The organism is Streptomyces sp. 7R007 (genome assembly GCF_054850255.1).
In genome coordinates this window covers 1-20,070 of sequence record NZ_JBTWMV010000029.1, presented here as the reverse complement: position 1 = coordinate 20,070, position 20,070 = coordinate 1, and the positions used below count along the sequence as shown (strand labels likewise).

General features: G+C 75.1%; 15 protein-coding genes. 7 read left to right on the top strand and 8 right to left on the bottom strand.

Annotation, left to right across the window (positions count from 1 at the left end):
- Positions 1–2 precede the first annotated feature (2 nt).
- Entirely contained in the window at positions 3–608 is a 606-nt protein-coding gene (locus ACYF6T_RS30515) for a DUF4190 domain-containing protein (RefSeq protein WP_461700480.1), read from the bottom strand.
- A 98-nt stretch (positions 609–706) separates the two neighbouring features.
- On the opposite strand from ACYF6T_RS30515, the gene ACYF6T_RS30510 reads away from it, so the two are divergent.
- The 3 genes from ACYF6T_RS30510 (at position 707) to ACYF6T_RS30500 (ending at position 3,869) form a co-directional block, all read left to right on the top strand.
- Complete coding sequence (locus ACYF6T_RS30510; protein WP_461700534.1) at positions 707–1,792, top strand: adenosine deaminase; 1,086 nt, start codon at positions 707–709, stop codon at positions 1,790–1,792.
- Between the two features lie 19 nt (positions 1,793–1,811).
- Positions 1,812–2,513, top strand: a complete 702-nt coding sequence (locus tag ACYF6T_RS30505; RefSeq protein WP_461700479.1) for a glycerophosphodiester phosphodiesterase — start codon at positions 1,812–1,814, stop codon at positions 2,511–2,513.
- Between the two features lie 204 nt (positions 2,514–2,717).
- On the top strand, positions 2,718–3,869 hold the full coding sequence (locus ACYF6T_RS30500) for a serine hydrolase domain-containing protein (protein ID WP_461700478.1): 1,152 nt from the start codon (positions 2,718–2,720) through the stop codon (positions 3,867–3,869).
- Here ACYF6T_RS30500 and ACYF6T_RS30495 read toward each other — a convergent pair.
- Genes ACYF6T_RS30495 through ACYF6T_RS30475 form a run of 5 tightly spaced genes read right to left on the bottom strand, consistent with a single transcriptional unit; the run spans position 3,862 to position 6,309 of the window.
- Entirely contained in the window at positions 3,862–4,383 is a 522-nt protein-coding gene (locus ACYF6T_RS30495) for a hypothetical protein (protein WP_461700477.1), read from the bottom strand. The two genes, ACYF6T_RS30500 and ACYF6T_RS30495, sit on opposite strands and share 8 nt — an antisense overlap.
- Before the next feature lie 31 nt (positions 4,384–4,414).
- Positions 4,415–4,855 carry a hypothetical protein gene (locus ACYF6T_RS30490; protein WP_461700476.1) on the bottom strand — a complete coding sequence of 147 codons (441 nt, stop codon included), beginning with the start codon at positions 4,853–4,855 and terminating at the stop codon, positions 4,415–4,417.
- Positions 4,839–5,330: an RNA polymerase sigma factor gene (locus tag ACYF6T_RS30485; RefSeq protein WP_461700475.1), complete on the bottom strand. Its 492-nt coding sequence runs from the start codon at positions 5,328–5,330 to the stop codon at positions 4,839–4,841. The genes ACYF6T_RS30490 and ACYF6T_RS30485 overlap by 17 nt, the downstream gene beginning before the upstream one ends.
- Complete coding sequence (locus ACYF6T_RS30480) at positions 5,327–5,932, bottom strand: class F sortase (RefSeq protein WP_461700474.1); 606 nt, start codon at positions 5,930–5,932, stop codon at positions 5,327–5,329. Before ACYF6T_RS30480 ends, ACYF6T_RS30485 begins: the two co-directional genes overlap by 4 nt.
- Positions 5,929–6,309 (bottom strand): sortase-dependent protein, encoded by a 381-nt coding sequence (locus ACYF6T_RS30475; protein WP_461700473.1) that lies wholly within the window; start codon positions 6,307–6,309, stop codon positions 5,929–5,931. Before ACYF6T_RS30475 ends, ACYF6T_RS30480 begins: the two co-directional genes overlap by 4 nt.
- Before the next feature lie 239 nt (positions 6,310–6,548).
- Between ACYF6T_RS30475 and ACYF6T_RS30470 the strand changes: the two genes are divergently transcribed.
- Entirely contained in the window at positions 6,549–11,591 is a 5,043-nt protein-coding gene (locus tag ACYF6T_RS30470; RefSeq protein WP_461700472.1) for a hypothetical protein, read from the top strand.
- Here the strand turns inward: ACYF6T_RS30470 and ACYF6T_RS30465 are convergent.
- Positions 11,588–15,241: a helix-turn-helix transcriptional regulator gene (locus ACYF6T_RS30465; RefSeq protein WP_461700471.1), complete on the bottom strand. Its 3,654-nt coding sequence runs from the start codon at positions 15,239–15,241 to the stop codon at positions 11,588–11,590. The two genes, ACYF6T_RS30470 and ACYF6T_RS30465, sit on opposite strands and share 4 nt — an antisense overlap.
- A gap of 155 nt (positions 15,242–15,396) precedes the next feature.
- Here ACYF6T_RS30465 and ACYF6T_RS30460 point away from each other — a divergent pair, with 155 nt between their 5' ends.
- The 3 genes from ACYF6T_RS30460 (at position 15,397) to ACYF6T_RS30450 (ending at position 19,222) form a co-directional block, all read left to right on the top strand.
- The gene (locus ACYF6T_RS30460) at positions 15,397–16,065 is read left to right on the top strand and encodes a helix-turn-helix transcriptional regulator (protein WP_461700470.1); all 669 of its coding nucleotides are present in this window, start codon (positions 15,397–15,399) and stop codon (positions 16,063–16,065) included.
- A 138-nt stretch (positions 16,066–16,203) separates the two neighbouring features.
- Positions 16,204–16,869: a Pvc16 family protein gene (locus ACYF6T_RS30455; RefSeq protein WP_461700469.1), complete on the top strand. Its 666-nt coding sequence runs from the start codon at positions 16,204–16,206 to the stop codon at positions 16,867–16,869.
- Positions 16,870–17,221: 352 nt separating this feature from the next.
- Positions 17,222–19,222 carry an ATP-binding protein gene (locus ACYF6T_RS30450; protein ID WP_461700468.1) on the top strand — a complete coding sequence of 667 codons (2,001 nt, stop codon included), beginning with the start codon at positions 17,222–17,224 and terminating at the stop codon, positions 19,220–19,222.
- A gap of 13 nt (positions 19,223–19,235) precedes the next feature.
- Here the strand turns inward: ACYF6T_RS30450 and ACYF6T_RS30445 are convergent.
- Positions 19,236–20,070 (bottom strand): ricin-type beta-trefoil lectin domain protein (locus ACYF6T_RS30445; protein WP_461700467.1); only part of this gene is annotated, 835 nt, incomplete at its 5' end.

Below are 20,070 nucleotides of genomic sequence, written 5' to 3'. Positions count from 1 at the left end.
AGTCAGGGGCCGGCTATCAGGAAGGCGATCATGCCGAGGCCCAGGACGATGCCTGCCGCGCCGCAGATGATGCCCGCGAGGGCCTGGCCGGGGTTGGTCGCCTCGCCTCGGGCGGCCCTGGCGCGGGCGATGAAGCCGAAGATCAGGGCGAGGGCGCCGAGGATGATCGCGATGGGCCACAGGCAGAAGACGACCGCCGCGATGATGCCGAGGACGAGGGAGGCCGTGCCCATCCCGTTGCTGGGCTGCGGGGGCAGGCCCGGCCAGCCGTAGTAGCCCTGGGCGGGAGACGCGGGGGTGGGGGGCGGGTAGGCGTAGCCGGCGACCGGGTAGCCGTACGGGACCTGGCCCGGGCCGTCGGGGGCGATGGGCGGCGGCGGGACCGGTTCGCCCTGGGGGTGGGCGGTCGCCGGGGGCGCGAAGGGGTCGGACCAGGGCTGGGGTGGGGTGTCGACGCCGGGCATCGCCGTGACCGTCGGCTGGTCGTGTACCGAGCGGGGCGCCGCGGCGGGCGGCGCCCAGGGGTCGCGGGGCGCCTCGCCGGGCGTCCCGGGCGGCTGCGTGCCGTTGTTCTCCGGCGCGGCCGGCGTCTGCGCGTCGTCGGTCATGCGCACGGTCCCCTCTGTCGGATGTCCCGTCATGCTACGGCGGGGCACAGCCGCGCGGGGGCCCGGCCTACGATGATCCCCGAGTCATCGATCAGCCGATCACCCGCGTCCCGTCCGGCCACGGCCCGGGGCGCCGTTCCCGGGGAGGAACCTTGACCGACCTGCACGCCTTCATCGCCGGACTGCCCAAGGCCGAACTGCACGTCCACCACGTCGGCTCCGCCTCCCCCCGGATCGTCTCGGAACTCGCCGCCCGCCACCCCGACTCCCGGGTGCCCACCGACCCCGAGGCCCTGGCCGACTACTTCACGTTCACCGACTTCGCTCACTTCGTCGAGGTGTATCTGTCGGTCGTCGACCTCATCCGCACCCCGGAGGACGTACGACTGCTGACGTACGAGGTGGCCCGGGACATGGCCCGGCAGCAGGTGCGCTACGCCGAGCTGACCGTCACCCCGTGGTCCTCCACCCGCCGCAACATCGACGAGCGGGCCTTCATGGACGCCATCGAGGACGCCCGCAAGGCCGCCGAGGCGGACTTCGGGACCGTGCTGCGCTGGTGCTTCGACATCCCGGGCGAGGCCGGTCTGGAGGCCGCCGAGGAGACGGTGCGGCTGGCCACGGACGACCGGCTGCGCCCCGAGGGGCTGGTCTCGTTCGGGCTCGGCGGGCCCGAGATCGGCGTACCGCGGCCGCAGTTCAAGCCGTACTTCGACCGGGCGATCGCCGCCGGGCTGCACTCGGTGCCGCACGCCGGCGAGACCACCGGCCCGGAGACGGTGTGGGACGCGCTGGTCCATCTGCGCGCCGAGCGCGTCGGGCACGGCACGAACTCCTTCCGGGACCCCAGGCTGCTCGCCCACCTCGCCGAGCGGCGGATCCCGCTGGAGGTGTGCCCGACCTCGAACATCGCCACGCGCGCGGTCCGCACCCTCGACGAGCACCCCGTCCGCGAGTTCGTGAAGGCCGGCCTCGTGGTCACGATCAACTCCGACGACCCGCCGATGTTCGGCACCGACCTGAACAACGAGTACGCGGTGGCCGCCCGGCTGCTCTCCCTCGACGAGCAGGGTCTCGCCGCCCTCGCCAAGAACGCCGTCGACGTCTCCTTCCTCGACGAGGCCGGCAAGGCGCGGCTGCGGGAGGAGATCGACTCCTACACCGCACGGTGGCCGGCTCCCTGATCCCTCCACAATGGACGCCATGCAGAAAGTGACCGCCGTGGCCCACCGCGGCGACCCCTACCGCGTCCGCGAGAACACCGTCGACTCGCTGCGTGCCGCGCTCGCCCTGGGCGCGGACGCCGTCGAGGTCGACGTACGCCTGACGAGGGACGACGTCCCCGTGCTGCTGCACGACGAGACGCTGAAGCGGCTGTGGGAGCAGGACCGGCCGCTGCTGTCGCTGTCGGCGGCCGAGGTGCGCGGGCTGACGGGCGGCGCGGTGCCGACGCTCGCGGAAGCGCTCGCGGCAACCGACGGCAGCCGGCTGATGCTCGACCTGCCGGGCACCCGGGAGGTGCGGACGGCGCGGCGGGTCGTGGACGTCGTACGGGAGGCGGGAGCGGCCGACCGGGTGTACTACTGCGCCGACGCCGCCGCGATGCTCGCCGTCCGCGCCGCCGACCCGTCCGCCGAGATCGCCCTGACCTGCGCCAGCCTGGCTCCCCCGCGCCCCGCCCTGCTGGCGGCGGTGAAGCCGCGCTGGCTCAACTACCGCTTCCCGCTGGTGAGCCGGGACCTGACGGCCCGGGTCCACCACGACGGGTACCTCCTCGCCGTGTGGACCCCGGACACCCGCCGCTCCATGCGCCGCCTCATCGACCTCGGCGTCGACTCGATCACCACCAACCGGGTGGACGTCCTGTGCGCCCTGCGGGACGGGGCCGCCACGCGCGAGCGCTGAGGCACCGTCGCCGGGTCGGCCCGTCCGGTACCCGTAGGGGACCACCCCCGACAACTTCCCTGGTGCCGCGGGCAGTTGCTCCGGGGCCCCTCAGGGGCCGGCCCCTCCCCCGCGACGATCCGCGTGTCCGCGCCCGGGCCCGAGGCTGGGCGGAGACCGCCGAGTCGTACGGCGGAGACAGCCGAGCCCCGCAAGGAGCAGCCGATGCGCCCCCGCACTCCCGTACTCGCCGCCTGCCTCGTCCTCACCCTGGCGGCCGGTCCGCTGGCCGCCCCCGCGTTCGCCGCGTCGGCGTCCCCGCCCGTCGCGGCCCGTGCCGCGGCCGGTCCCGACGCCGAGGCGCTGCGGGCCGCGCTCGCCGGGCTGCCCGACGCGGACGCCACCGCGGCCCTCGTCCGCGTCGGCGGCGGCGACGGGGTGTGGCGGGGCAGCGCGGGCGTGCACGACCTGGCGAGCGGGCGGGCGGCGGACCCGGGCGCCCGGTTCCGGGCCGGTTCGACGACGAAGGTGGTGACGGCGGCCGTCGTGCTGAAGATGGCGGCGCAGGGGAGGGTCGACCTGGACGCACCGGTCCAGCACTACCTCCCCGGCCTGCTCACCTCCGCCTTCGAGCCCATCACCGTACGGCAGTTGCTGAACCACACCAGCGGTCTGCGGGCCGGCGACGGATGGGGCGACTCCTTCGAGGAGCAGTACGCGCACCGCTTCGACACGCTGACGCCGCGGCAGGTCGTCGCGTCGGCGGTGGCGAAGGGCCCCGAGTTCGCGCCGGGCACGCGGCAGGACTACCTGAACATCAACTACACCGTCCTCGGCCTGCTGGTCGAGAAGGTGACGGGGCACGCGTACGCCGACGAGGCCACGCGGCTGGTGCTGCGCCCCGCCGGCATGCGGGACACCTACTTCCCCGGCGCCGATCCCCGCGTCCGGGGACCGCACAACCACGGCTACCAGCTGGTGACCGGCCCGGACGGCACGACGGGGTTCGTCGACGTGACGGAGTGGAACCAGGCCGACCGGTGGGCGGCCGGTGACATGATCTCCACCACCGCCGACCTGGAGCGGCTGGTGACGGCGCTGTTCCGGGGGCGGATCGTGCCGGGGCCGCAGCTGGAGGAGATGTTCACCGTGCCGGCGGGCATCGAGGGGGCCACCTACAGCGCGGGGTTGCAGCGGTTCGAGTACGGCGGCCGGGTGTACTGGGTCAAGTCCGGGGCGCGGTACGGCTACAGCGCCCTGGTCGCGGCGACCCGCGACCTGAGCCGGACCCTCGTCTACTGCGTCGGGTCCATCGACGCGAAGGGCGAGTCGATGAACCCGGTGGCGCGGCGGATCGCGCTGGCCGCGCTCAAGTAGCCAGGGCGGCCGTCGGGTTGGGGGTGAGCGCCTCCAGTCGCTTGATCTTCTTGCGGACGACGTGGAGCGGGATCACCCCGAACACCCCGAAGGACATGTCGATCACCGACCACCAGAAGGGAATCCCGCGCAGCGGCCCGCAGATCAGCGCGAGCGGGATGATGCCGGCGCAGGCGATCATCGCGAACTCGACGACCCAGATGTTGCGGACGGGGTCGCGGTAGGGGCCGTAGAAGGCCGTGGCGATGACGAGGTGGGCGAAGGCCAGCCAGTCCGTGCCGTAGAGGAGGAAGGGGTAGTCGGCGTCGGCGGTGTCGAGGCCGCGGCGCACGCGTTCGATCCAGTCCATGAGCGCGGGCAGGTGCCGCGGCACGGACAGCGACCGCAACAGCTCCTCCGTCCAGCGCAGTTCGTGGACCAGCGGGAAGGCCGTGGCGCCGCTGAGCACCAGGCAGACGACGAACAGGACCAACCAGGCGCGAATGCCCTTGAGCAGGGCGGCTCTGTCGCTCATGGGAGCAGCGTACGCCTGGAGTTGAACACGTTCAAAACCTGTTTCGCGGGGCGGCCGAGGGGGCGTCCCGGGTCTCCGAGGGCGCGACGGTGCGGGCGGTCGGCCGCGTGGACGGCGGACGGCTCGGGACGGGTGTGGGCGAGGTCGAGCGCGAGGTCGTGGGAGGGGCCGAGGGAGAGGGCGGGGGAGAGGGCGACGTGGAGGGGGCGCTCGCGGGGGGCGGGGCGAGCGGGACCGTGGGGGTGGCGGGGGCGGTGGAGCGGGTCAGGAGGGGTACGCCGATGAGGGCCGCGGCGGCGCAGGCCACGCCCGCTCCCGCCGCCGCGCGCAGCAGCTTGCGGCGGGTGGCGGTGCGGCGGATCGCCGCGTAGCGGCCGGGGGGCGGGGCGAGGCGGTCGGCCGAGGGGCGCAGGAGGACGGACAGTTCGTCGTCGGCGGCCGGGTCCCGGCTCTGGTCAGCGGGTGTGGTCAAGGCTTCTCCCCAGGTGGGCGCGGAGCAGTTCGCGGGCCGCGTGCAGGTCGGCCTTGACGGTCCCTTCCTTGCGTCCGGTGAGCACGGACACCTCCCGGATCGGCATGTCAGCGTAGTAGTGGAGCAGGATCGGCACGCGCAGCCGGTCCGGGAGGGACTGGACGAGCAGCCGCACCGACGGGTCGGCCGGTTCGGCGGGCGGCCGTACGGCGGCCTCCACTCCGGCCCGGCGCACCGCCCGGCGCTCCCGCTCCAGCTTGCGCCAGTGGTCGCGGACCAGGTTGGCGGCGGTGACGTAGAGGAAGCCCTGCGGTTCGGCGACGGCCGTCCAGCGCGCCCACAGCCGCGTGAACGCCTCCGACGCGATCTCGTGGGCGGTCTCGTCGTCGTCGACGAGCCGCCGGCACCAGCCGGCGAGGCGCGGGTAGAGGGCGGCGAACAGCTCGGACGCCGCCCTCTCGCGGGACCGTTTCACCGCTCTCCCGTCGCATCCGGCGCCTGCGCGGCGAAGACGATCACGTTGTCGCGGTATCCGGTGCCGGTACGCGGCCCGCCGCACGTGATGAGACGCAGCTCCGGCCGGTCGACGTTCCCGTAGACCTGCTCGGTCGGGAAGGCCGCCTTGCCGACGGTGCGTACGGCGGTGACGGCGAAGTCGGCCGTCGTGCCGTTCCCCAGGCGCACCGCTATCCGGTCGCCGCGGCGCAGTGCGGCCAGGTGCCGGAAGACGCCGTCGCCGTAGGAGCCGACCGTGACGTGGCCGAGGATCACCGACGGGCCGGTGCGTCCGGGCACGGGCGAGTAGCGGTACCAGCCCGCCTGGTCGTGCGCGGCGATCGGGGGCACCTGCACGGTGCCGTCCGGGGCCAGTCCGAGCCGCAGGACCGGGGTGTCGACGCCGATGGCCGGGATGCGCAGGCGGACGGGGGCGGTCGGGGCCGGTGTGCCGCCGGCCGGCCGGGTGCTCGCGGCGCCTTCGGGCGCCGCCCGTCCGGCCGTCCCCTCGTGCCCGCCGCATCCGGCGAGCAGCGCCGCCGTCAGTGCCGTGACGGCGGCGCGCCTGGAGAGCGAGGTCATGCCCCCGTCGCCCGCCGACGCCGGACGAGGAGGACGGCGCCGCCGCCCACGACGACCGCCGCGGCTGCTCCCCCGCCGGCCAGCGCACCGGTGTGGCCGCCCGACCCGGGCGGCACCTCGCCGGTGTTCGGCGCGCCGCTGGGCACGACGGACACCTGGCCCCCGGAACGCGCCCGGGTCGGCCCGGTGCTCGGGACCGGCGAGGGGGCGCGGGTGTCCCTGGTCGCGCTCGGGACCGGCGAGGGGGACTCGGCGACCGGGGCCGCGGTGGCCCTCGGGCGGGGCGTGGGGGTGGTGCCGTCGGCGAACGCGGGCACCGCGCCCGCCAGGACGGCGGTGCAGGTGAGGGCCAGGGCGCTGAGGCCTGTTCGGCGCATGGATCGCTCTCTTTCGTCGGTCCGCCCGCCGCCCGGAGGTCCGGCGGGCTTGGTCATGGACGCGGGGAGAGACGAGGCGGACGGGAGACGGGTTGCAAAGAGATGGCAAAGCGTCCGGCGGGGGCGCGAACGACGGTCAGGTGTACGGCAGTTGACCTTCCGGTGTGGCGCAAGCGGCCATAGTGGCGAGAGTTGCCCGGAGGCTCTCCGCCCGCGTCGCCCGTCATTACGTTGAACTCGTGCGACGTCAGCAGCAGTCAGCAACCGGCAAGACCGACGCCTCCCCGCAGGCGTCCCGGATCCCCCGCCCCGCCCGGCCGCCGGCCCTGCTCGCCTTCCAGCAGTCCGCGGGGAACGCGGCCACCACCCGGGCCCTGAAGGGCAAGGGCCGGGCGCTGCCCGCCCTCGACGAGGCACCCGAGGCCGGGCTCGTGCTGCCGCCGTACCTGCGGGACCTGGAGGCCGGCGGACTGTCCACGGCGTACGGGCTGACCGGGCACGAGTTCGTGAAGAACGCGGTGGCCGCGAAGGTCGGGCACGGGGACGGGACGGTCGCCGAGATCGCGGCCGAACTGGCCGGACGCCCCGAGTCGTTCTACGGGCAGGGCCGCGCCTTCGCCGTCGAGGGCAGGGACGGCACCGAGTGGTGGGACGTCACCGTCACCGTCTCCCCCGCCCCGGAGGACGCCCCGCCCGTCTTCCACCCCGGCGCCGACCTGGCCGACGCGCCCGCCGACCCGGGCGGGGCGCCGCTCGACCGGCTGGACGATCCGGAGGGCAAGGAGACCAAGGTCGACGTCCAGCACAACACCGCCGCCACGGTGAGCACGACGGCCGGGAACTCCTCCGGCAAAGGCGCGGGCGGCATGGCCTTCGGCCTCTTCCCCGTCGCGCCGGCCGTGTGGGCGGGCGTCGCGGCCACCGGCACCGCGCAGCCCTGGCAGTCCTCGCGGGAGCAGCGCGTGCAGAAGAACGTGGCCGAGCCACGGGTGCTGCGCAGCGACAAGGGCTCCGTCGAGGTGCTGCGCCGGGTGCGCTACGGCGTACGGGTGCGCCGGCACGGCGAGCGGAACGCGGAGGTCTTCCGCGGCGGCGGCACGCTCACCCAGCGGGTGCCGACCGAGCATCTGATCCCGGCCGGCACCGCGGCGCCGCAGCGGCCGAGGCCCCTGCACGCCGAGACCGCCCGGCGCGTCTCGCTCGCCGACTCCATGGCCCCGCTCGCCGTCTCCGACACGGCCGCCCCGCAGCAGGGCGGCGGCGGGCTCTTCGACACGGTGGCCTCCGTCCTGCACCCCTCGCTCACCGCACCCGGCGCGCCCGGCCGGGCCCGGCTGTACGAGGCGACGTCCACGGCGACCGTCCTGGAGGACATGCCGCGGCTGCTGCGGGACGGCGTGGTCGGCGAGGACCTGCACTCCAAGGACGGCTCCAGCACGGGCGGTTACCGGCTGCGCGCGGCGATCACCGGACTGACGCCGGCCTGGTCCACCGGCAAGACGCAGCTGCGCACCCACCAGCAGACCCAGCACACGGTCACCGAGACCGCGGGCAAGGGGCGGGCGGTCGCGGCCGGGGCGGGCCCGGCGTTCGGGTTCGGCGCGGCGGGCAACGCGGCCGTCGTGCGCACCACCGGCATGCCGGTCGCCGCCGCCCGCAAGGCCCGGTTCACCGTGGCCGAGCAGACCGTCTCCAGCCGGCAGGGCGCGGAGGTGCGCGGCGACAAGGTGCTCTACCTGGGCACCGTGCGGTTCACGGCGGAGGGCACGGGTCCCCGTTCGGCGCAGATGATCCTCAACCCCGCCTCCCGGGTCGCCGAGCACTCGATGAAGGTGTGGATCAGCCTGCGCGCCGACGAGGCGAAGGACCTCGGGCTGCCGCTGCCGCCGGGGGTGACGGCGGGCGACTTCGTCAAGCCGCCCGGCGCCGAGGACGAGGAACGCCATCTCCCCTTCGGCGCCATGGGATCCAGCGTCACCCTCAGCCAGTTGGACACCGGGCCCATGGTGCGGGCGGTGGAGGAGCTGTTCGCCACCGATCCCCGGCTCGCCGGCTACCTGCCCGCCTACGGTGCCACCGCGCCCTCGGCACCGCCGAGCCGGGAGGAGGCCGAGGTCCAGCGGCGCAACCACCGCGAGCTGATGGCCGCCCTGTCGGAGACCAACCTGAAGGTGAACAAGGACCAGTTGCTGTCCACCGGCATCCGGGTGCGGCTGCGCCGCAAGACCACGATGCACGCCCACGACGTGCAGATCCGGGTCAAGGGCGGTCTGCGGGAGACCGGTTACCTGGGCGAGACCGACAACTGGCTGGTGCGCAGCCACTCCGGTGTCACCACCAACATCCAGAGCGGGCGCAGCAGTTCACGCTCGATCGGCGGACTGGTGCTGGCGCAGGCCCGGCTGGTCCCGGGCGTGCTGACCGGCTCCGCACGCTACGAGAAGCACTGGTCGGGCACCCGGCGCGGCCAGGCCGGTCCGACCACCCGCACGGACGTCCTCACCAACGGCTCCGAGTCCGCGAGCGCCTTCGGGGCGGCCCTGCGCCTCGACGTCGACGTCACCATGACCTCCCGCCCGCGCAAGCCGGCCCGCAGTCTGACCCCCGGCTCCCCCGGCCGGGACGCGCCGGAGGCGAAGCTGCTGGCGGGGCTGCACCTGGACGAGCAGGACGTGCGGCTGCTGACGCCGACGGAGTTCGCCCTGGACGACGCGGCCAAGGGGCGGCTCCAGGCGCCCGGCGCGGCGAGCCCCGGTCAGGGCATCACCGCGGCCGGCATCGGCGACCTGGCCGGGATCTCCCTCCCGGGTGCCGTACGGGACTGGCAGCTGGTGGAGACGGTCGGGGACGCCCAGCCGATCCGGGACCTCGCCTTCCGCCTGCTGTCCCAGGCCGCGGCCCGCAACAAGGGCGTACGCGAGGACCCGGCGCTGCAGACGGAGGGGCTCGCGCCGCGCCTGGCGATCGAGGAGCGGTTCAGCCCGCAGGCGGTCACCGCGGCCCTGCGGCAGGCCGCGTCCGCGGGCTGGGTGGTGAAGAACCTGCGCTACCCGCGCCGCCTGGCCGCCCTGAACGGCGCGGTCGGCACGCGGCTCGCGCTGGCCAACCCCCGGCTCGTGCACGAGGGCGCGGGCCCGGGCACGGAGACCTTCGTGCTGGGCGGGCACCAGGCGGGCGGTCAGCAGGGGCACGGCACCACCAGCACCTGGCAGTTCGGGGCCACCGGCTCCGAGAACGGCTCCGAGTGGCGCACCGGGCAGGGCCTGTCGGCGAGCCGTACCTCGACGGTGGGCGACTCCACGGCCGCCGCCGTCTCCGGCACGGTCGAGCGCAACGCCCACACCCCGAAGAAGGCGCCGCTGTACCTCGTCCAGTGCGATCTGCTGGTCGGCATGGTCGCCGAGGTGAAGGTGACCGGGGGCGGCCCGTACGTGGCGAAGGAGTCGCAGACCCTGCCGGCGACGGCGGCGGTGTGGCTGACGGCGGAGCAACTGCGAGCGGCGGGCGTGGAGTTGCCGGAGTCGGCACGCAAGGCGCTGAAGTCGGAGGACAAGCCGGCCGACAAGGCGCCCGAGAAGGCAGCCGAGAAGGCAGCCGCCAAGCCGGCCGACAAGGCGTCCGGGAAGGCGGCCGGGGACACCTCGGCGATCCCGGAGGCGGAGAGCTCCCGGGCGGCCGCCGAGCGCGCCGCCGCGTCCGGCAGCTCCGCGCCCGCCCGCCCCAGCCCTTCCCTCGCCCGCGGCCTGCCCCTCGGCTTCGGCATGGTCGAGGACCTGCCCGACTTCGTCCCCCTGCTGGAGCGGCTGCGGGCCAACCTCGCGGCCTCCGGCCACCAGGACCTCGCCGACGACCTGCTGCCGCGGCTCCAGCTCGCGGACCGCAACGACAACGTGCAGCGGCTGCTGCGGGTGCTGGACCGGGACGGCAGCGCCGGACTGCTGTCGAGCGCGATGGACGGCGGGGTCACCGTCGAGCTCTTCGACGGCCGCAGGACGCCGTACTGGGCGGTGTTCAAGGTCAGCCGCCGGGGCGACGGCGTCTTCGCCTCCGCCGCGGACGACGGACGGGACATGGAGTACATCACCTCGGCCGTCGCCCAGCGGGGCACCGCCCACGACGAGGGCGTGACCACCGGCGTGGAGGGCGTCCTCGCGGGCTCCGGGAAACCGGACGGCGGGGCGGGCCAGCTGAAGAGCACCGGCGGTGCGGCCGGGCTCGGCGTCGCCTCGGGCGACTCGCGGCGCAGCGGCGGCGCGGGCCGGGGCCAGCTCGGCATGAAGACGGTCGCGGAGGCCAAGACGGCGAAGTCGTCGAAGCTGACCGTGCCGATCGAGGCCACCCTCGAACTGCACCGCGGCGACCGCCGGCTGGGTCTCGCCTCCACCGGCCGCACGTCCTTCACCCACCGCGTTCTGGACAACGACCTCAGGGCCCTGGACCGGATCAGCCTGGTCCCCCGCCAGGCGGTCTCCCACGCCCCGCGCACCGACCTCGGCGCCTGGCGCTCGGGCGGGGTGCGACTGCCGATGGAGGCGCAGGTCAACGGCTTCCAGGGGGCCCCTTACGTACGGCAGTTGGTGACGGCCGCGGTCCGGGAGGCCGGCGGCGGCAGCCGGTTCCGGGACAAGGGGCAGTCGGCCGCGTACACGCTGAACGAGGCGGTCTCCACCGAGTGGCTGACGGCCGCGCTGCCGCTGCTGACCTCCGCCGGGGCGGAGCTGCCGCCGGTGCACGCGAGCGGTGCCTCGGGGCAGGACCTGCGGGCATCGGTGCACGCGCGGCTGCGCGCCGGGCGGGTGCTGGGCGTCGGCGACAAGATGACCTTCGAGACGGTGGGCCAGAGCCACCTGGAGGCGCCGCGGCCCACGCAGACGGACGGCGTGAGCTCGGCCGACCACGGCCGCTCGGCGCGCGGACTGTTCGGCGCGGGGCTGCTCAACGCGGAGGAGTTCCGCCTCAACCAGCTGATGGGCAACGCGGGCGGCTCCGGCGGCGCGGCCGACGCGGCGGTCAACGCCTCCGGTTCCATGCCGCTGCACAAGCCGAAGCTGGAGTCGGTGCTGGTGCAGTTCACGCTGGACGTGCGGGTGGTGGCACGGGTGTCCGACCGGACGCGCCCGTCCCACGCGACCACCGCCATACGGGAGTTGACGCTGCCCCGCCCGGTGGTGGTGCGGATGCCCGCGCCCGTGGTGCGCCGCATGCTGGCGTCGCAGGGCACCCATCTGAAGGATCCCGACGACCACCTGAAGCTCAGGGCGTCGGCGGCCCCGCCGAGTTAGTCCGCGCCGAGCGCCCGGCCCAGCTCGCTGCGCCGTCGTATGCCCAACTTCTTGTAGGTGCTGGTGAGGTGGGTCTCCACGGTGCGGCGGGCGAGGTGCAGCAGGGCGGCGATCTCGCTGTTGGTGCGGCCGTCGGCGGCCAGCCGGGCGACGCGGCGCTCGCTGTCGGTCAGGGCGCCGGAGCCGGTGCGGGCGGCGGCGGTGCGGCGGGCGCCGCCCTCGCGCAGGGCCTCCTCGGCGAGCGCCAGCAGCCGCAGCGCGCCCAGCCGTTCGGCGCGCTCGGCCGCCTGCCGCAGGCCGAGCCGGGCCCGGGCGGCCTCGCCGGCGGCGGTCAGCTGCCGGCCCTGCGCGATCAGCGCGGCCACCAGCTCGGCCTCCGCGACGACGGGCTCGTCCCGCAGCAGTCGTACGGACTCCTCGGCCAGCTCCAGACCCCGGCGGCCGCCCGTCACCGTGCCCAGCACCCGCAGGGCACGCCCGACCGTGCGGGGCGTGCCCCACACACGGGCCAGCTCCAGCTCCTCCTCGGCGAGGGCGAGGGCCTCCCGGTGGTCGCCGAGGGCGAGGCGGCACTCGGCGGCGGCGGTGCGCCACGGGGTGACGACGGGGCTGACGACCTCGCGGGCCGTCTGGCGGCGGCCGCACTCCAGGAAGTCGTGCAGGGCGGCCGCCGGGTCGCCCGCGGTGAGGCGCTGCATGCCGCGCGCGTACAGGAACCGGTTCAGCTCCCAGGAGTCGGGCGCGTCCCGCAGGTCGAAGCCGTCCGCGAGGCGGCGCGCCTCGGCCGCGCGGCCGGTCTCCACGAGGGCGATGAGGATGTGGCCGTGGGCGTTGGAGGGGCCGGTGTCCGGGGAGACGGGCGGCTCGGCGGGCAGCAGCGCGTACTCGCCGCGGGCCGCCGCGATGTCGGCGCGGGTGTGCAGCAGCGCCGCGTGCATGGGGTGCAGCAGTTCGGGGCGCTGGCCGGCCAGGCCGCGGTCCACGAGCCGTTCGGCCTCGTCGAGTTCGTCGGCCCACTGGGCGATCGCGGCGGCCGTGCCGAGCAGGAACGGCTCGGTGAGGGCGTCGGCCGGCTCGGCGAGCAGCTCCCGGATCTCCTTCATGGCCTGGGCCGCGGAGGTCAGGCCGGCGGTGGCCGCGTGGCGCACGAGCAGCGCGCGGGCGGCGGGGACGACGCGTTCCGGGGAGCGTTCGGCGGTCTCGCTCAGCCGGCGGTACACCTCGCGGCGCACGGTCTGGTCGTGGTCGGACAGCAGGGCGGACGCGGCCTGCAGTGTGCCGGTCAGCTCGGGGTGGCCGTCGAGGCGGCCGTTCACCGCGCACAGCACCTCGACGGCGGCGCGGGCCCGGCCGCGGGCGGTGAGCGCGGTGCCGAGGGCCACGGCGGCGCGCACCTGGTCCTGCGGCGTGCCCCCCAGGTGCAGGGCCGCGGTGAGCCGCGGGATGCCGGCCGAGGACTCGGAGCCCGCGCACTCCAGGGAGCCCAGCTCGGTCAGCAGCCGCTGCCGGACCGGATCGGGCAGCGGCTCGTCCAGGGCCCGGTGCAGATAGGCCACGGCGTCGTCGGCGCGGCCGTCGCGCAGGGCGCTGCGGGCGGCGTCCTGGAGGACGGCCGGGGCCCAGGGGGCGTCCACCGGGTCGGCGAGCAGCAGTTGCCGGGCCACGGTCTCGGTACCGGCGCCGCGGTGCAGCATCGCCTCCGCCGCCGCCCGGTGCGCCGCCCGGCGCCGCGCCGCGGGCACACCGGTGAGCACCGCGTCCCGCAGCAGGGGGTGGGCGTAACGGGGCCGCCCGCCGGGCCCGGGCCGCAGCAGCCCGAGCCCGGTCATCGCGGTGAGCCACCCCGCCACCCGAGCGGGATCGGCTCCCGCCAGCTCGGCGAGCAGCCCGGCAAGCCGCTCGGCGGACACGGCGGCATCGAACTGCCGTGCAGACCCGGACCGTTGAGCCACACCGGACCCGTAGACGGGCGCGCCGAACCGATGCGGCTCGCGACCCGCGTACGCGGAGACGGCGGCCCGGTACGGCTCCCGACCCGCGTACGCGGACGCGGCGGACCACCGCGACCATTCCGGCGCGGACGCGGCAGACCGGTACGGCTCCTGACGCGCGGACGCGGACGCGGTGGACCGGTACGGCTCCTGGCTCGCGGACGCGGCAGACCACCGCGACCGCTCCGGCGCGGACGCGGGGCGCGGTTCGTCGGGGGCGTGGGCGGAACGCGGGGACTGGGGCGGTTCGTCCCGCGGATACGCGGAGGCGGCGGACCATCGGTGGTCTCCGTACCCGTGCGCAGAACGCCCGGACCGAGGCGGCTCCTCGTCCGCGCAGGCGGACGTGGCGGAACGCTGCGGGGCCTCGTGGCCGTGCGCAGAACGTCCCGACCGAGGCGGCTCCTCGTCCGCGCGGGCGGACGTGGCGGAACGCTGCGGGGGCTCGTGGCCGTGCGCAGAACGCGTGGACCGGGGCGGCTCCTCGTCCGCGCGGGCGGACGTGGCGGAACGCTGCGGGGGCTCGTGGCCGTGCGCAGAACGTCCCGACCGAGGTGGGTCCTCGTCCGCGCGGGCGGACGTGGCGGAACGCTGCGGGGCCCCGTGGCCGTGCGCAGAACGCGTGGACCGGGGCGGCTCCTGGTGCGCGTACGCGGAGGCGGGAGACCACTGCGGTGGCTCGTGGTCGAAGCCCGGGCCGCCGGATCGGGGTGGCTCCTCGTGCGCGTACGCCGACGATGCGGACCACTGTCCGTTCTCGGGTCCGGGCCGGGAAGTCTCGGGCCAGTGCGGCTCGCCGTGTGCGTACGCGGATGTCGGGCGGGAGGTGCCGGGCGTCAGGTCGTCCCAGCCCTCCTCCAGTGCGGCCAGGGCTCGGGCGACCTCCGCCGTGCCGGGGCCGGCGCTGTCCAGCCACCACGACACCGCCGCCGGATACGCCCCGGGGTACAGGGCACCGGTCGTCTCGGGCACCTCGGGGTGCCGTTCGGGGGAGCCGAGGTCGCCCAGCAGGGCACGCAGCAGCAGCGGGCTGCCCGCGCCGGCCCGCACGCAGTCGGCGGTCCAGCTCACCGGCGCGCCCGGGAACTCGGCCTGCACCAGCGCCGTCGCCGCCGGCCCGGTGAGCGGCGCGAGGGTGTGGGTGTGCACCAGCGCGGGCGAGAGGGTGTGGGTGAAGCCCGGCGCCGGAGGGTCGACGTCGTACTGGCTGCGTTCGGTGACCGCCAGCAGGACGGGCAGGGATAAGCGGCCCAGATGTCGCGCGCACTCCACCAGCCAGCGGTGCGAGGGCGCGTCGGCGAGGTGCACGTCGTCCACGGCGACGAACAGCGGGGCCTGGTCGGCGTACGCGCGCAGCACCTGCGACAGGGCGTCGGCCTGCGCCCGTTCCCCCTCCGCGTGCTCCACCCCGCCCTCGTCACCGAGGAGTTGGCGTACGACGGCGAAGGGCACCGTGGTGTCACCGGGCGAGCAGCGGGCATGCAGTACCCGCATGCCGTGCGCGGCGGCGTCCCGCGCGGCGGCCTCCAGGGCCGTGGTGCGGCCCGTGCCGGTGGCCCCGCGCAGCAGCACGACACCGCCGGCACCGGCGCGGGCACGTTCGGCCGCGGCCGCCAACAGCGCGCCGGCCTCCCGGTGTTCACCTCGCGGTTCGGACATCGTTGCCTCCGTCGTGGTCGTCGTACGTCCGATCTCGTGGTCCTGCTCGTGGTGCTCCACGATTGCGCCCGTCCCACCCGCCACTGGAGTGTGAGGAACGCACGCCTGCCACCGACCCCACACAGGTGTCAGGCACGTGGACATGGGGGAAAAGCTTGCTCAGCTCAACGCGGCCTACGCACACCGGCACGCCCGGCGGAACCGACCGAACCGCCGTCGTCGTGCACGCCAGGGACCCGATCTCCCGCGAGGGAGTCCTCAGCCAGCTGCGCCGGTACCCGGAGATCGACCTGCGCGACGAGAGCGCCTCCGGGCCCGGCACGGTGGCGGTGCTCATCGACGACCTGCTCGACGAGGCCGCCCTGACCCGGGTGCGCCGGGTGGTGCGCAGCGAGGGCGCGCGGGCGGTGCTCGTCGTGGGCACCCTGCGCGAGGCCGAACTGCTGGACGTCATCGAGTGCGGGGTCGGTGCGATCGTGTGGCGGCGCGAGGCCACGGCGACGCGGCTGGTGCAGGCCGTCCTCGCGGCGGCCCGCGGGGACGGCGACCTGCCCGCCGACCTGCTGGGCCGGCTGATCAACCAGGTGGGTTCGCTGCACCGCAGCACGGCAGGGCGGGGCGGCGCCCCCTCCTCCGGGCTGACGCCGCGTGAGGTGGACGTCCTGCGGCTGATCGCCGAGGGGCTCGACACCGGAGAGATCGCGAGCAAGCTGTCCTACTCCGAACGCACCGTCAAGAACGTCGTACACGGGCTGACGACCCGGCTGCACCTGCGCAACCGGGCGCACGCCGTGGCGCATGCCCTTCGGGAAGGCTACATCTGATCGAACGGGCATCCGGAACCGGCCCCTCGGGCAGGACGTTCTGCCCCTGCGTGCCTGCGGTGACGCGGGGGCCGAGGTGCAGGATCGAAGACGGCGGCCCGAACGCGGCGGCCGCGTACGGCAGCTGGGAGCGCGACGGTGATCCACGAGGTGGACGAGGTCCTCAAGGGCCTGCTCGGCGGCGGCGCGCTGGCGGGTTCGGGCATCGACGTCGCCTTCGAGGCGCCCACCCGTGACTGGGCCGCCCGGCGCAACGCGCCCACGATCAACGCCTACTTGTACGACATCCGGGAGGACGTCGGCCGCCGTCAGCGGGGGCACGTGCCCGTGTACGACGAGCGGGACGTGGTCGTCAAGCGGCGTCAGCCGCCGCGCTGGTTCCGGCTGTCCTACCTCGTCACGGCGTGGACGAAGCAGCCGCAGGACGAACACCGGCTGCTGTCGGCGGTGTTGGCCACGCTGATCCCGCGCGAGCTGCTGTCGCCGGACGAACTCCCCGAGTCGCTGCGCGTGCTGGGGCTGTCGGTGCCGGTGTCCGTGGCCGGCGTGCAGACCGAGTCCCGCTCGCTGGCGGAGATCTGGTCCGCGCTGGGCGGCGAACTGAAGCCGTCCCTCGACCTCGTGGTCACCGCCCCCTTCCCGGCCTTCCCGGAGTACGACGCCGGCCCGCCGGTCACCGAGGGCGCGGCCGTCCGGGTCCGCCGCACGGACACCCCCGCGCAGGAAGCGGAGGAACGAGCCCACCGCCCCCACCACCTGGCAGCGACCCGCCCACCCCGCCACCGAGGCGGCCCCCCGAAGTGACGACGTCCGCCCACGACCAGCCGAGAAGGTTCCGGCGCCACGACCACCTGACCGGACGCCGCGCGACGACTGCCTCCCCCGAACCCCGCGAAATGCCAAAGAGCCCCCCACCCCACAACCGACCCAACGCCCTCCAGCACCACGCCACACCCGCCCAGGCCCAGCACCACGATCGGCCGACCCACCTCCAGCGCCCCGACCGGCCAACCGAGCACCGGCGTCACGCCCCGCCGACCGGGCTTCCGGGCCGTGGTCAGTCACCCGAGCTCCGGCGCCGCCTCACGCCGGTCGAGGCCCCGTGTCGCGGCACGTCGGCCGAGTTCCCCCGTCCCTCCCGGTCGGTGGTGGTCTCGTGACCGCTGCTGCCTATGAGGAGTTGGCCGGCCTCGACGATCCCGCCGAGCTCCTTCTCGCTCGGCTCGGTGCCCTGCGGGAGCGTGTGGCGTTGTTGGTGGAGGAGCGGGCGGCCGAGGATCCCACGGCCGCAGACCCGTTGCGCGGGCTGTATCTGTCGGAGGAGGCCGTACGGCATCTGCTGCGCCCCGCGGCGCGGTCGGAGCGCGCGGAGTTCGGTGCGGCGCGGGACGACCGGCTGTCCGACCTCTGCGCGCGCCTGGGCCTGACGGACCTGGACGCCGCCCTGCTGCTCATCGCGCTCGCCCCCGACCTGGACCGCAGCTTCGAGCAGCTGTACGGCTACCTCAACGACGACGTCAGCCGCCGCCGGGCCACCGTCGCCCTCGCCCTCGACCTGTGCGGCATCCCGGTGCACTCACCGGGCGCACGGGCCCGCCTGCACCCGACGGCCCCCCTGTGCGCGCTCGGCCTGCTGACGCTGGAGGAGCCCGAACGCCCCTTCCTCAGCCGTCCGTTGCGCGTCCCCGACCGGCTCGTGGCCCACCTGCTCGGCGACGACACCCCCGACGCGACGCTCACGGGACACGCGCACGTGCTGTCGTACGACGGTGAAGATCCCTTCCCGGACGGGGAGTTCGCGCGTGTCGCCGAACGGCTGGCCGCCCTCCTCGCCGCCGGCCCCCCGCTCACCGTCTATCTCCGCGAGGACCACGAAGGCGACGCACTCGCCTGCGTCACCGCCGCCCTGCGCCTGGCGGGCCTGCCGGCCCTGCGTTTCTCGGGACCCGAGGACCGCGTCCCGGACCTGCTGCGCGAGGCCCGCCTGGGCGGCCGCGCGGTCGTGGTCACCGGCCTGCCGGACCAGCCGTCGGCGCTGGTACGCGAGGTGGCCGCGGCGACCGACCTGCCCGTACTGATCGCGGGCCCCCGCCCCTACGACCCCCAGTGGTGCGAGCACGACGTCCTCGTCCTGGAGGCCCCCGCGCAGCGAGCCGGCGCCGTGCGCGCCTGGGTGGACGCCCTCGGCGAGGAGCCGGACTTCGACCTGGCCGCCACCGTCGCCCCGTACCACCTCTCCGGCGACCGCATCGCCCGTGCCGCGCGCGCCGCCCGCGGCCTCGCCGCCTTCGACGGCACCCCGCTCACCGCGGCCCACGTCCGCCTCGCCGCCCGCCGGCAGTCCGCCTCGGGCCTGGAGCGGCACGCCCGCCGGATCCGGCCCGCCGTCGACTGGTCGGACCTGGTCCTCCCCGACGCCCCGCTCACCCAGCTGCGCGAACTCGCCCTGCGCGCCCGCCACCGCGACCGCGTCCTCGGCGACTGGCGGCTCAGCGCGGGCGGCGGCCGGGGCCGGGGCGTCCTCGGCCTGTTCGCGGGCGAGTCCGGCACCGGCAAGACGCTGAGCGCGGAGGTCGTGGCCGCCGAACTCGGCCTCGACCTCTACGTCGTCCAGCTCTCCTCCGTCGTCGACAAGTACGTCGGCGAGACGGAGAAGAACCTGGAGCGCATCTTCACCGAGGCCGACCGCACCGACGCCGTGCTCCTCTTCGACGAGGCCGACGCCGTCTTCGGCAAGCGCTCCGAGGTCAAGGACTCGCACGACCGGTACGCCAACATGGAGAGCGCCTATCTGCTCCAGCGGCTGGAGTCCTTCGACGGCATCGCGCTGCTCACCACCAACCTGCGCGCCAACATCGACGAGGCCTTCACCCGGCGTCTGGACCTCGTAGTCGACTTCCCGTTCCCGGACGCCGGCCAGCGCCGCGCCCTGTGGCGGCACAGCCTGTCCCACGTGCCCTGTGCGGACGGCATCGAACTCGCCCCGCTGGCCGCCGACTTCGAGCTGGCCGGCGGCTCCATCCGCAGCGCCGTGGTGACCGCCGCCTATCTCGCCGCCGGCCGCGGTGAGCCGGTGACGGGCGCCGACCTGCTGGAGGGCGCCCGCCGTGAGTACCGCAAGGCGGGCCGGCTGGTGCCGGGCGAGGGCGCCTGGTAGGCGTAGGCAGGGCCTACTCCACCCGCCACTTCTGGTTGGGCGTTCCGGAACACGTCCACAGCTGCAACTTGGTGCCGTTGCCGGTCCCGTTGTCGGTGGCGTCCACGCACTTGTCGGCCTGCGGGTTGACCAGGTCGCCGGCCTGGCTCAGCACGAACTGCTGGGCCGGGTTGCCACTGCACCGGGCCAGCTGGATCGCCGCGCCGTCGTCCTTGGATCCCCAGGCCACGTCCATGCACATGCCGAGCGAGCGCACGGTGCCGTCGCCCCGGAAGTCCCACTTCTGGTTGGCCGATCCCGCGCAGTCCCACAGCTGCAACCGGGTGCCGTCACGGCCCACGCCGTCGTCCCCGTCGGTGACGTCGATACAGCGGTCGGAGCCCTGTCCGATGATCAGCTGTCCCACGACCTGGGCGGTCTGCTTGGGGCTGGCCTTCGTCGATCCCCCGGACTTCGTCCCGCCGCCCGACGATCCCGAACCGCTCCGGGACTTCGCGCTCTTGGTCTCCGTGGGCTGCTCCTGAACCGGCTGTTCCTCGGCCGTGGACGGTACCTGGGCGTCCGGTGTCAGGGCCGGAGTGGGGGTGGGCGAGGGCGTCAGCGCCCCGCCCGCCTCGACGACCGACTCCGTGGCGCCGGAGCTGACGGAGGGTTTGTAGGCGATCCAGAGCATCACGAAGGTGATCGCGAGGGCGAGGAACACCCCGAAGAAGGTCGCCAGCCAGCGGGGCAGGAACCCCCGCTGGACGTAAGTCCCCTCGACTGGAAGGGGGTTGGCGCCGGAGCGGAGGACGGACAGCCGGTACGGGCGTTGTTCCTTCGCGCCGAACCAGATGATCCGGCGCGGT